The organism is Haladaptatus halobius, from assembly GCF_020618475.1.
Taxonomy (GTDB): domain Archaea; phylum Halobacteriota; class Halobacteria; order Halobacteriales; family Haladaptataceae; genus Haladaptatus; species Haladaptatus halobius.
Window position 1 is genome coordinate 1,006,060 of the sequence record NZ_CP085335.1, and the last position, 12,208, is coordinate 1,018,267.

The 12,208-nt window shown below is 47.9% G+C and carries 17 protein-coding genes; 6 read left to right on the plus strand and 11 right to left on the minus strand.

The features are described from left to right. Positions 1–4: 4 nt before the first annotated feature. The 7 genes from LIW51_RS05755 to LIW51_RS05780 all read right to left on the minus strand — a co-directional run bounded on the left by LIW51_RS05755 (position 5) and on the right by LIW51_RS05780 (position 2,566). Positions 5–205 (minus strand): hypothetical protein, encoded by a 201-nt coding sequence (locus tag LIW51_RS05755; protein WP_227376253.1) that lies wholly within the window; start codon positions 203–205, stop codon positions 5–7. Continuing rightward, positions 202–537, minus strand: a complete 336-nt coding sequence (locus LIW51_RS05760; RefSeq protein WP_227376254.1) for a hypothetical protein — start codon at positions 535–537, stop codon at positions 202–204. The genes LIW51_RS05755 and LIW51_RS05760 overlap by 4 nt, the downstream gene beginning before the upstream one ends. Next, the gene (locus tag LIW51_RS05765; protein WP_227376255.1) at positions 530–922 is read right to left on the minus strand and encodes a hypothetical protein; all 393 of its coding nucleotides are present in this window, start codon (positions 920–922) and stop codon (positions 530–532) included. The genes LIW51_RS05760 and LIW51_RS05765 overlap by 8 nt, the downstream gene beginning before the upstream one ends. Then, entirely contained in the window at positions 919–1,251 is a 333-nt protein-coding gene (locus LIW51_RS05770; protein WP_227376256.1) for a hypothetical protein, read from the minus strand. The genes LIW51_RS05765 and LIW51_RS05770 overlap by 4 nt, the downstream gene beginning before the upstream one ends. Continuing rightward, the gene (locus LIW51_RS05775) at positions 1,248–1,682 is read right to left on the minus strand and encodes a hypothetical protein (RefSeq protein ID WP_227376257.1); all 435 of its coding nucleotides are present in this window, start codon (positions 1,680–1,682) and stop codon (positions 1,248–1,250) included. The genes LIW51_RS05770 and LIW51_RS05775 overlap by 4 nt, the downstream gene beginning before the upstream one ends. Further along, on the minus strand, positions 1,682–1,804 hold the full coding sequence (locus LIW51_RS38440) for a hypothetical protein (RefSeq protein ID WP_255767257.1): 123 nt from the start codon (positions 1,802–1,804) through the stop codon (positions 1,682–1,684). Before LIW51_RS38440 ends, LIW51_RS05775 begins: the two co-directional genes overlap by 1 nt. Positions 1,805–2,065: 261 nt before the next feature. Continuing rightward, positions 2,066–2,566: a hypothetical protein gene (locus LIW51_RS05780; protein WP_227376258.1), complete on the minus strand. Its 501-nt coding sequence runs from the start codon at positions 2,564–2,566 to the stop codon at positions 2,066–2,068. A 252-nt stretch (positions 2,567–2,818) separates the two neighbouring features. On the opposite strand from LIW51_RS05780, the gene LIW51_RS05785 reads away from it, so the two are divergent. The 4 genes from LIW51_RS05785 to LIW51_RS05800 all read left to right on the plus strand — a co-directional run bounded on the left by LIW51_RS05785 (position 2,819) and on the right by LIW51_RS05800 (position 7,149). Then, positions 2,819–3,043, plus strand: a complete 225-nt coding sequence (locus LIW51_RS05785; protein WP_227376259.1) for a MarR family transcriptional regulator — start codon at positions 2,819–2,821, stop codon at positions 3,041–3,043. A gap of 592 nt (positions 3,044–3,635) precedes the next feature. Then, positions 3,636–4,982 carry a hypothetical protein gene (locus tag LIW51_RS05790; protein ID WP_227376260.1) on the plus strand — a complete coding sequence of 449 codons (1,347 nt, stop codon included), beginning with the start codon at positions 3,636–3,638 and terminating at the stop codon, positions 4,980–4,982. 508 nt (positions 4,983–5,490) lie between these two features. Beyond that, complete coding sequence (locus tag LIW51_RS05795; protein WP_227376261.1) at positions 5,491–6,480, plus strand: hypothetical protein; 990 nt, start codon at positions 5,491–5,493, stop codon at positions 6,478–6,480. 3 nt (positions 6,481–6,483) lie between these two features. Beyond that, positions 6,484–7,149 (plus strand): ASCH domain-containing protein, encoded by a 666-nt coding sequence (locus tag LIW51_RS05800; RefSeq protein ID WP_227376262.1) that lies wholly within the window; start codon positions 6,484–6,486, stop codon positions 7,147–7,149. A gap of 568 nt (positions 7,150–7,717) precedes the next feature. Here the strand turns inward: LIW51_RS05800 and LIW51_RS05805 are convergent. After that, positions 7,718–8,704, minus strand: a complete 987-nt coding sequence (locus LIW51_RS05805; RefSeq protein ID WP_227376263.1) for an HNH endonuclease — start codon at positions 8,702–8,704, stop codon at positions 7,718–7,720. A 60-nt stretch (positions 8,705–8,764) separates the two neighbouring features. Between LIW51_RS05805 and LIW51_RS39055 the strand changes: the two genes are divergently transcribed. Together LIW51_RS39055 and LIW51_RS05810 are read left to right on the plus strand one after the other, a co-directional pair. Further along, positions 8,765–9,196 (plus strand): DUF6884 domain-containing protein, encoded by a 432-nt coding sequence (locus LIW51_RS39055; protein ID WP_368411756.1) that lies wholly within the window; start codon positions 8,765–8,767, stop codon positions 9,194–9,196. Then, positions 9,193–10,050, plus strand: coding sequence for a GIY-YIG nuclease family protein (locus LIW51_RS05810; RefSeq protein ID WP_227376264.1), 858 nt, complete (start codon positions 9,193–9,195; stop codon positions 10,048–10,050). Before LIW51_RS39055 ends, LIW51_RS05810 begins: the two co-directional genes overlap by 4 nt. 656 nt (positions 10,051–10,706) lie before the next feature. On the opposite strand, the gene LIW51_RS05815 is transcribed toward LIW51_RS05810, so the two are convergent. The 3 genes from LIW51_RS05815 to LIW51_RS05825 form a co-directional block, all read right to left on the minus strand. Continuing rightward, positions 10,707–11,315, minus strand: coding sequence for a RipA family octameric membrane protein (locus LIW51_RS05815; RefSeq protein ID WP_227376265.1), 609 nt, complete (start codon positions 11,313–11,315; stop codon positions 10,707–10,709). Next, positions 11,312–11,761, minus strand: a complete 450-nt coding sequence (locus LIW51_RS05820; RefSeq protein ID WP_227376266.1) for a TIR domain-containing protein — start codon at positions 11,759–11,761, stop codon at positions 11,312–11,314. Before LIW51_RS05820 ends, LIW51_RS05815 begins: the two co-directional genes overlap by 4 nt. Positions 11,762–11,927: 166 nt before the next feature. Next, positions 11,928–12,188, minus strand: coding sequence for a hypothetical protein (locus LIW51_RS05825; RefSeq protein ID WP_227376267.1), 261 nt, complete (start codon positions 12,186–12,188; stop codon positions 11,928–11,930). Between the last annotated feature and the right edge of the window lie 20 nt (positions 12,189–12,208).

Consider the following 12,208-nt stretch of genomic DNA (forward strand, 5'->3'; position numbering starts at 1 on the left):
GTTCTCATTCGTCTCCTCCCAGGTCGGTGAACGCCTCTAACTCGGCTTTGATGTCCTCGGGGTCCGGATCGTCGCCGTATTCGGTGAGAGCAGCGAGACACAGTGCTCGAACGAATGTATCGTTGCTGTGTTTGATAATCTCGACGAGGGTGCCCTTGTTTTTCCGCACGTATTCATCGGGATCGGGGGTATCCTGTGTACTCATGGTTTACCTCGGAACGTCCGTTGTTTGGTTCGAACACTGGATTTCTCACAGCGGACGTGCGCTTCTTCTCTCACCCGAACGGGTGCATCGAAGCGATCACATTCGGGAGTAGGCCACTCCGTGTGGCCCACAGTGGTGTGCATAATCGCGGCCGTCTCTCGCCACCCGGTGCTCGGCGAGGATTCGAGTGGAATTCGGTCGGTGTCAGTTCGCTTCCTTGAGCGTTCGTCGATGCGGTCGGTGAACGTCTGGACGTGGTCGATGGGGTCGCTGACCGACGTATCGTCATCATCGAGAACACTGGACGCTCCGAACATAGTGGAGTCACTCATCTGCAGGCACCTCCACTGGAACTGTGATGTCCTTCGGTGGCGTTGAGAGCCCCGGGAGGTGGGCGATGGTAGTGAGCGACCCAATACAACGAGCAGTCGTGTCACTGGAAGTGTGGAGGTGCTCGAAAACAGTCATAGCGGAGTCGGGCTGGCTGGTGCAGCGGTAGGTGGCTTGGTGCGTTTCGTGCTGTGCCGACGTGGTAGTCGGGAGGGCCGTCAGTACGAGATGCGGTCCACAGCGTGTCGGTGGGTGTGTCTCTCTGACGGTGCAAATCGTCCGAAGTAACTCTGTCGTCGTGATGCGAACGCGATCACCGGGTGACAGATGTTGGACGAGGTCCTCGGCCTCGCGTGGATTCAACGGCGTGGGCGCAGACCCACTCACGCCCGCTCACCTCCCGTGGGGTTGACGATGCACTTGACAGTCGTGTGGGTACACAACCAGGCGTACGTCCCGGAGGGGGTGGGTCGGTACTGAGCTAACTTGGTGTCGGTATGCTCGTACTCGTCGTAATAGTAGTACTGCAACCGATACAGGTCGTTCGTTGGTGTGGCAACGTACAAAACGCACTCACCAGGTTCGGGACCACGACAGGAGAGTGTGGGTTCGGAGTGCTCACACTGATAGACGATGCCCGTCAGCGTGCGCTTGTAGGTGTGGATCTGAATTGGATCCGTACACTCCAGTTCGAGGACCGTCGGCTGGTCGGTCATTGCTCGGCCTCCCGTTTCTGACGGGTGCGTTGACAGGTCAGGCAGGGTGCGTGCTGATCGTCTTGCGCATCTACACGAGTGCGATACGCGAGCGGGCTGTCGATAGTGAACGTACAGAGTGGTTCATTGTCCTCGTCGAGTTCGTGATAGGCGACGGTGTCGCTTGCAGGCTGGTCGACGATAGCGACCGTCTCGTCGGCGGGATAGGGATCGGCAGCGATACGCTGGCGACGTTCGGCGTCGGTGAGGTTGCTTGTGAGAGTGCTGTCACAGTAGTGAGAGTCGGTGATCTGAACCGCGTAGGTCCCACAGTGCGGACAGCGTTCGAACGTCTCGTCGATCTCGGCTTCCGTAATCTCGTCGTCTGGTGTGCATGAGTGGTCGGTGTGCTGTGCTGATGTTCGCGGTGGCTCTCGATCGTGGTGAGCCATTATGATCGCCTCCACTGGTATGTGCGCTCGTCGGATGTGACGAGGGTGGTGAGTTCGGTGGGGTCGTGGCGGTCGGTCGGGAGTCGTCGTCGCTTGCTGGGGTTCCGTGGTGTGAGTTTCATGGGTTGGAACCAAGTGTGGAGTTGCGGTTGGCTGGTGCTCTTCGAGTACGGTCTATCGTGGCCGCGTCTTCGTATATAAGGATACGCTCGCTGGCGTTTCAGGCTCGTATGCCTTGGTTGCACGTTCCCGACTAGGGGTAAATACCTTACGCACACAGTGATCGATTCTGACAGAAACGCGTCCTGGATCACAGACAGATTGTCGTGGGTTCGTGTGCCGACAGCTAGCGCTCTCTGGGAAGGGCGTTCGGTGTGGGTCATTTACGCGTGCACCTCAGTTGTGGTGGTGTGGGTGGTGGCGTCGATGTCGTAGCACCACTCGAGGATGTGCTGGTAGTGCTGGCGGGTTTCTGCTTGGGTTTCGCCCGGGGGTGTTGAAGGGAGCTCGGGGTTGCCCGTTTTGGTGGTCACGACCGAGCGGTAAGTGTCGGTGTCCTCGGGGATCTGGAAGCCCGCCTCGCTGTAGTCGATCGGGCAGCGACGTTCGAAGAATCGCTGGCAGTCTGGCGTGGCGTAGATGCAGTAGAGGTAGGGCTCTTGGCTGGTGGTCTTGGTTCGGGTTTGAAAGCCCACGCGGAGTTCGACGAGGTACGCTCGCGTGATCTCATCCTCGGAGGTGTTTTCGGGAATGGGTTGGTCGAGGTTCTGGACGGCGGTTTCGGGTGTAGGTTCGAGCCGTTTGACGGGTTCGAAGACTTTTGCGCCGAACTGGGCCTCAACGGAGAGAGCGCCGCCGTTGGGTTTCTCGTCGAAGGACGCCATTAGTCGTGTCCTCCGATACGGGGTGGTTGGTAGTCGATGCGTTTTTCTACGGAAGGGGTATTGCTAGTCATGCTTCGGTGTGGCCGAAGCGCGGTCGGTGTTCCAGCACCGGCCTTTCTGCGAGGCATCCCACGCTTCATAAGAGAGTAAACCAGCAATCCACTTAGTATTAACTACTAGTAAAGGTATACAGTAACTACAAGTCGTAGCAGCATGAACTAAGCATTTAGTAGATTTATGAACGGACAACAAATGCCGGTCAAGATCGATAGAAATTTGGAAAAGGTGCTTAAGGTATTGCAGGAGTATGGAAACGTCACAACAGGCTTTCTCGTTGACGAGACGGGTCTCTCGCGCCCCACTGTTACTAAGCGGCTTGACAGACTGCACGCTGCGGATTGCGTCGAATACTTGCATGAGCCAACGGCACTTTGGAGACTTAAACGAGATCCACGCAAGGACACTTTTAATGAATAATAAGATCTGATATATGATCCAGAATTTATACAAAGTACTTAGTATAACCAATCGCAATAATTTAGATTCTATTCGATAAAGGAACTAATTTTTCTGCCTCTTGCTTTGGGAAAGGCGCCCTGGGTTTAAATCCTGAGAGCCCGGTACTAGTTTCCAGTTATTGCCAAGGATGCAAACAGCGAGATACGACCCTGAACGGATGGATTCAACATTTCTGGACAAAGATTATCTATTTACAGAGGAGAATTAAATATGATTTCAGCACGAGATAGTACCTGTTGGTGATTTTTAGAGTGAACGGAAGTAGTTGAAGTGAGTGTTCGCAAAATACCGTCGATCGCTTTCTAACCGTTTACGAGTGCTTCAGCTGTGTAATCGTCTGTCTAGAGAGGCACTGTTTAAGATTTGAAGACGGGAAATATCGTGATTGACGCAAAAACAGGTCAGGGTATTAACTGTCCTAATGCCCAGTCTCCTATGGCTCCATTTAAATAGATAATAAACCATTATGTGATAGCGGTTCCTTGTTAATCAAGAACAAGATTGTATGATACGGATCACCGGCAATTTACGGTTTGAGGAGAAAGTTGGAATGGATCAAGCTCGTCATGTACTTAACTATGTAAAGCAGGATGCTACATACGGCACCTTCGGTGAATTTCCTGATTATTTCAAATTAGAGGATTGGAAATGGAAGATTCAGGATATTTCTCATGCTAAAGTAAATGAAAAAATTTCAGAACATGTGTTTAGGTTTACAATCAAGCTCAATTCAGATCTCATTAAAATAAAACGGGGAGGACTACAACACCTCATCGGGATTTTAGCTGGAGACTTGTTTTATTTGAGAATATCTGACATACCGAATTTCACATTTGAAGTAACAAACGTTAATTTGCCGGAATCTCTTTGGAATGAAGCCAAGTCATCCTATACTCCTAATTCCGAGTTTAGTATAAGTACGATAAGAGAAATGTTCAATTTATCATCTGAGCCTCTTTTAGCCTTTTCATTTAAACCCCGAGTAGGGTTAAAATTTGAAAAAGTACGTGAAATATCGTTAAAGGTTCTCAAATCGGGCTTTAATATTATCGAGTTAGATACTAGAAATCTAGAACTAACTGACAATAATATTGATAAGCTCGTTAATCTAGCGAAGGATGCGTCAGCCTGCAGTTCCCATACTACAGTGTTTTCCCCCAATCTTAGTGCTCCTGCTCCGATTGCGAAACAAATTTGCAAGCGGTTTGTAGACGTTCAGAATGAACCAATCCTCATCAAGATTGATGGAGGGCTTGACGGCATATCAACATGCCAGGAAATAAGACGTGATTTTCCTCCTCATGGAATTGAAGAGGATACAAAATCCCCGATCATCACTAGTTATCCGCTATTGAGAAGCAATCTCGATCCTAATGTTCCTCCTGATTTTTTTAACAGAGCATTAAGTGCGTCCGGTGCCGACATTCTTTATCCAGGAGGAAGACCAAACTTTGGTTCTGACATCCGAAGTTTAGATGCCAGCGAAATTGATAATCTAGTGAATTCGATAGAAAGGTACAGAGATATTGTCAAAAAAGGGCGACCCATGCCGTCAGTTGCCGGAGGAGTACACGCAGGCCAACTTCACCTATATTATGAATTATTAGGACCTTCAGTAGCGTACTTTTTAGGGGGCGCAGTCGCTTTACATAAAGATGGACCAGTGAAAGGAGCAGCACTTTGTTCAGACGTTATAAATAAGGCAGTAGAGTTACGTGAGAAGAATCCAAAAGCACGATATCCACCAAATCTTCCCGAAAAGATGATTAAACGTGTTGAATCAGCATATGATCCAAACACGGAATCTGAAGATTTATATAAATACCATAGTCCTGAAATAGAAATACCAAAGATACATAGCTTCGGAACTATTGAATCTTGGTTTTATAACAGGTGATCAAAACAATGAAAAATATCCTTTGGGAAATCCTTTGGAAGTATTATAATTCATCAATTATTAGTAAATTACCTTTTCTTGCAATGATTGGAGTCATTTCTTATGTGATTCCTTGGGCAATGACACACCAAAAAAAGCGTCTACCAAGCCAAGGGAGAAATACTCCATATATCGACTATAATATTAATCTTCGGTGCGCGAGGACATTAGGTGCCCTTAGTATACTATCCTCTATTATTACAATCGTCATCTACACCTTCATATATATAAACTTATCTCGTCCTCAACCTAGTGGTGCTTCAAATTTCAGAAATTTGATACTCGGAATGTATTTCTTCACTCTATTTACTTTTGTATTATTTGGCTTTTTTTATTTTAAGAAAATACGTGTAGAGGAATTACATAGTAAAATTGGCGAATGATTCAGTCATGATGAACAATAATATGGCGACAATGATTTATTGGTTAATCTTAAGCTATAAGTATACCAGCATTTTAGCAAATTAATATGGACGATCTAGATAGTGAGTCACTCCAGTTAAGGCGAAATTGGTTATATCTCGATAAACCTCCAGACTATGTAACTCGAAACCCCCTTCCTCTTCCCTTCGGCTGTGGGTTTGATGTTTCTAAACATAGGGCGTTTACTAAAAAAACAGACGACGGATTTAAGCTGATCGCTTCTACCGATAGGGAAATAGAAGGAACAACTAGCGAAAATAAAGTCGAACTCTATCCACCGTACTCAAGTGCAGGAGTTGTCAATGTTGAGAGCATTGGCGAACTCGAATTGAAATTTTGGTGTTTGAATGCTGATCGAGACCGCCAGATTGGAGAAGCGATAATTCGGCGAATGCATTATCTATCATCAATTCCAAATGGTCTATACATTGGTTGTCGATTTAAGAACGAAAAAGATCAGATGAAATTAAGGAAGAAATCGCGAAAAGAAAGAGAAATTGTGTCTAATCGATTTCAGTCTTCCGGCTGGACGGATTCGCCTGGTAGACTAATTGGCTGCGCCGTACTAAGTGAGTTACTTTTTGGAGTGCCAAAAGGACGCGATCAATTTGCAGGAAAAGTACTTCAAAATAATGACTGGAGAGAGGATTTAAAGGATGGAAATAAATTAGATAGGAAAAAAATCCTTGACAAATTACGACTGGCTTGGGGAAGCCGATTTGCAATTGATGATCCCTATATTGGATATCAAATAGGAACGGAGCTAGCAAATCATATGAAAGAAGTTGCGGCCAACCATAGATTGCCCCCTGCTGAAAGGATCGAAGTAATAAGAACGGTTGAAAGAGAAAAAGCGGAGGACTTAGTAGGCGGAAATACTAATGACTTCCTAACCAACGCTGGGTTTGACATACTCCATAAAAAGTACTCCCGCCCTAAATGGAAGATCGATAATAAAACAGGTTTAGGAATGCCGCCAGACCAGCAAGATAACACGGGTGTTTTTGAAAAATTATACTATTATACCGAGGTATGACAAATGGGAGAAATAAAACCCGATCGGCTTTTTGTTCCCCTTTCAACTCGACCATTTAAATGGTTTGAAAACGGAGCAAAGCGATGGGAAGTTCGGAGGTACGGGGGTCAATTCACCCATAGCCATGTATACAAGGGCCGAATTGTCGAGTTAAGGAAAGGGTATTCATCTGAAGAGAAAATATGGGGACAGATTAAAGAAATCATATCTACAAAGGAATTAGAAAGAATATTCAAAAATGTACCATACCACCAAATAATTCCAGATGCAAATTCTTCGGAAGAGGCTATTGAAAAAACAACTCATATTCTAAATGGACGGAACAGTGATGGATATATAGCCTTTAAAATAGATAAGAACATGGAGCACATAGAAATCGATGACGAGTTCATAAGTGATATAGAATCAGGCCGGAAAGAAACCACTATCCGTAGGGGTTTCCGGAACTATGAAACTGGGCCCGCTATCATCTTTACAGAGGAGAGAAAAATACCAATAATAATAAAAAATGTGACATATAAATTCATAAACCAATTGACAAATTATGATGCGAGGAGAGATGGGTTTACTAACCAGACAGAACTAATTGATACATTAGATAATTTTTACCCTGGAATCAACGAAAATACTCCTATAACTATCGTTGAATTCGAGGTATTACAAAAATAAAGAGACAAAGGGATCATATGAGGGCACTTTTCACCAGATGGCGAACACCAATTCGCTGCTGAAGGTCCAAAAGGTGGTTACGGATATCGAAACGTTTGATCGAGAAGTCATCGAACGTCGGGAGTTTGAGATCGTGGAATTCACGTTTGATGAGTGATCGCTCAATAACGATCGATGTCCATATTTCGGTTCCAATTGAACTTCGCGACATCTATGACGTGTACAACCAAGGTGACATAGACGAAGCGGAATCTCACCAGCTGAGTTGGCCGTGATGCGTGCGCTCCTTGACAAGCCGGGTTGGGCGCTCAGAAGCATACATAAGAGGGCAGCTTCGTACGAAGATTCACCCGTCGAGTGGACAGATCAATCCTCTACGAACTCCGTCGCGAAGGACTTGCATACACGAAGCAAAAATCCTGGTATCCAGCCGCTGAGGAAGAATGAGTAGTACTAGAGACCACTTTTAGTGGTATCTCCAGCGGATCACAGACTATTTGAAAACAAGTGAGGTCAAGATATGTTCATCATACCGAGGTTGAACGGGATGCCAGGTCTGGTTTCACAACTATTCGGTAACGAGAATTTTCTCGATTGGAACCTCCTCGATACTCGCTAGCTGATGGGCAAGCTCCCGATTGTACACTGCCCCGTCGTGGCCGTGGTGCACACGGAAGTGGCAGTTCGGACAAAGAGCAATCACCGTTTCGGGCGAATCCGGGCCACCGCCAGCGACTTCGTGAATATGGTGGGCCTGGAGATACGGCTTGCCCGTCCGACTAGTAAACGGAGCTGGATCACTGCAGCCTTCACAGACACCATTAGCCCGTCGTTTCACGTACTTTCGAATTGCGTCTGACCGGTCGTACTCGGTGGTCGTCCGCTGTTTACCCGACGAAATGGAGTCGGTTGCATCGCGTTCGGCCTGCTTACGGAGTGATGCAAGATCAGTAGGCTCCTCGCTTGATCCGGGTTGCAATGAAGGCGTATCGACTCCCGACGTCTCAGAATCGGAATCGAGCCACTGGTCCAGATCTAACTTTCGAGCTTCTGTTTGTCTGAAGCCAGTTAGGAGGTATATCTCGTCGTGTTTCTCGACGGCACCGACCGCTCGAAGCCATTCGAGATGCCGCCCAACGATTGAAGTTGGCAAGCTATAGTCGGGGTACATCCGACGGAGATGTTGCTGGATCTCCTCTTTTGTTCGCGCTCCATTGTCGATTGCGAGGAGGATCGTCTCGAAGCCTTTGACGTGTTCGGTGAGCGCGGTGAAAATCAATTGTGGGTCACCGGTCTCAGCAAACGCCTTTCCGTGAGTGGTACTCGTATAGATGTCACCATGGCGATCCAGCAAGTCGATTGCACGAACGAATTGGAGGTACATTTCAATCGTTGAGTCACTCCGCGCGGCTGTGTTTGACTGTAACCACACCCACAGATCCCGCTGATCTGGTTCTTCGGCATGAACGTACCTGAGCATTGCCTGGAGATTGGAGAGACGTCCGTCAACGCCGCCGAAGAATCGATCGGTGGTCATCCGACGTTCGTCAGCCATAGCTAGTTTCTTCCCAGTGAAACAATAAATGAGTACCACTTCGAGATATCCTATAGTACCATGACTCGAACAATCGGTCTCGTTAGTTGTACGAAGTCGAAAAAAGACGAGCCTGCACAACCCAGAGCCCTGTATGAACCATCGGCGCTCTTCCGGAAAACCAGCAAGTATTGCGAAAGAACGTACGACGAGTGGTACATTCTCTCTGCGAAATACGGTCTCCTTGATCCGGACGGGCCGCCTATCGAACCGTACGACGAGACGTTAACGAACGCATCTATCACAACCCAAAGAACGTGGGCTGAGAACGTCGCTAAAGAACTTGCCGACCGAGGCCTTCTCTGCGACGATATTCATTTGTATATTCACGCAGGGAAATCATATTACGGCGAGCTCCTTCCCCGACTCAAAGACGAGCCAGTCACCGTTTCTCTCCCGACGGAAGGACTCATGATCGGAGAGATGCTTGCTTGGTATAACAACCGACAATGAGCGAAACTGACGTTACTAGCTGGATTAATCTCGACTGGAGTTCATGGCACTCGCTAAACCCTGAATCGGGCGACCTCGCGTCACTGTCGACCGATGAAGGACTCTACCGTGTCTCACATCCTGACCACGACGGTCTTGTATACATTGGGGAAACAGGTCGCAGTCTTCGTGGTCGTATTCGTGCACTCGCTCGTGGGACATTCGCCGACCAGATGCCCTACCGGGACCCCCACACGGCTGCGCCGTGTCTGTGGGCGATTCGTGACCGCGATAGTTCTACATTGGAGGTCTCGTGGACGGCTCCATCTCTGGCAGCCAATATACAAGCACGAAAGGCAATCGAGGCTGCACTCATCGCCGTGCATCGACGTGACCACGGACGCAGTCCGACTGCAAACTTCGCTCGCATCATTCCTGGCTACAAGCAGTCGAGCTATCGAAAGAATGGTCTTGTCGGTGGTCGGCTCACTGATGATGGGATTGAACCGAATGCTGACCCAGGTATTGGCCCACTTGATTGGAATCAGTTCACGAATCTGACCGCGGACGATTGGATGGGTGTCAAGTGGAGTGAGCCTACACCGCTTGCCGAGGCATCTAAACAGATTCCCAAAGTGAGTGGTGTGTATCGACTCTGGAAGTCAGGTCATTCACAGCCGCTCGAATATATCGGCGAATCCAAGAATCTCCGCAATCGGCTGTATCGTCATCGTCGAACTCGTGACAAGAACCTACTGTATAGCTTTGCTTCACTCTCGAGGCTGGACGCGAAACACAAGCGCGAAGAAGTTGAAACGGATCTACTTGGTGCTCATTGGCTCGCCTGTGAGGCGGCACCAACTGACCAATTCTGAACAAGATATTCGTACTAGAGCCGGCGAATTGGTTCTCTCGATTCCCACCTCGTCTCTCGCGATAGTGCTGGGATTTTTTACTAGGATGAATTCTCCTCACTAATGTCTATATAGTCTCCAACGTTCGAGGAACTGAAACTGCAGGAGGTTCGTAACTACTGGCAACATGAAGAACGCGAGTTCACGCCTTGGCTTGCGGACGAAATCGCTGCCGACGGCGTCTCACATCTTGAAGATGTCCTCGGACTAGACTTAGAAGTCGTTGCACGAGAGAAGAGCGTCGGGCGATACAATATCGATATCTTCGCAGAGGTAGTTGACGATGGTCAGAATGTCGTAATCGAGAATTAGCTTACTGCTTTGGATCATGATCATCCTGGTAAATCGCTTGCTTACGCTGCCGGCGTCGATGCAGACATCATTATATGGATTGCACCGAAATTCAACGAGGTAGTGCTGTCGTAGTAAAAGTACTCTGGGATATCCTTAATCAGCTCCTCGACTCCGAGTTGAGCTCAATCACGGGCAGTACTGGCGGTGTTCAACAGCGACCTCATCCCCAAATGTATTGGAAAATGCAGCGGTTGAGATGGTTGGATGGCGGCAGAATTCGATCGTGCGAGCGATTGAAGACCACTCAGTCTAATCGTTCTCGTCTACTCTTCCCCTGTGTAATCCCAGTACTTCTGCGTCGGGCTTTTACCTCGAATTACGAAGAACGCATAAACTGCCCAGATAACGGCGAGGATACCAACTCCCCACCAATAGTAATTCAGCATTTCTAGCAGTGAGAGCGCCCCGTAAACGAACAAAATGGCGTAGAAGAATCCAAACACGCGTGGCCACCAGACTTCAACTGTAGTGTGCTTTATATAGACATCTGGTTTCTCTCCCTCTTTGAGGCGTTCCCACTCCATTTTGAACGGGTCGTACGGGAGATTCTCAGCCATTTCCCACAGAACCCGGTATTTCCCGCTGTTCAATTGCTTGTACGAGAGGATATGGAACGTCCAAAGAACGCAGAAAGGAAGGCCGATAGCACCGATAAACATGATTCCGACAGGAGTTACGTACCCCAATTTTGTCCCGATACCTGCAACGCCCAGTAGCGCAATTAGAAGGCGTAGATAGAAGCGATTGTTCTTGAGCCGACGATTGCTCACTTGGTGAGTAGAGTGACCGTAGAACTTCCACTGCTCAAGTTCGGGATTTTGTCCGATTGCCTCATTCGTATTGTTTGAACTTTCGCTCTCCTCGTTGCTCATGGAGCCAAGTCGCGAATCCCATCGACGACAGAATTGGTATTCCATCCGACCATTTTGTCTGAATGGCGTTCAACGTAGTTGGAGGTTCGGTCACTCCCCCATGGTTCGACGCCCAAGATTGGCTTATTCTCTTCTTCGGCGATTCGGATTTCCTTTCCAATCCAGTCGCTATACGTCGAGTATAATCCAGCGAGTACCACGACGACAGATGACGGTTTTATCTGTCCTTCTCGAAGTGATTCTTCTAATTCCTCGTCGGTGTCAGCGTCAATTTCCTTCTCTGAAGGGATGCTGTAGTTCTTATATTTGAGATAATTCGCGTTGTCCAGAAGGTCAACCATTCGTTCGTATTCGTCACTATAACTCCATGAGTGAGATATGAATAGTCGGTATTCGCTCCGGCGTTTCGCGTTTATTGAACTAGTTCGGTTGTTTCGGAATGACATAGTGGTGAGTCTCTGTTCGGGATTTTTGTAGAGTCTTTCTCCTTACGAGACTCTTGTTAAGCTGTACTTTGTAGTCAACTACCATGAATGTAATCCAACCGGAGTGAAAGTAGTCTCAAAGACTGGATAGTTTAGATTACGGGTCAAATATTTATAACAACCGATGTTAGTCGGAGATGATATAGCCAGTGTACTGTGAGAGCTTCTCATTTGCGCTCTCGTACTCGAGGTTCTGGAAGTAATAGAGTGCACTGTCTCGGTCGCTCACGTTCCCGTTGAGTTCGTCGTACGCAAGCAGTTTGTAGAGTTCGAATGGTTCGAGATACGTCGCTAATCCCTGTTCCTCTTCACCGGCTCCTTCACGACCCTGTTGGTCTTGCCACTCTTGATATCTAGCACACGAATCTGGAGGTTGCGGAGAATCCATTCACGCTAGGTGGATACGTT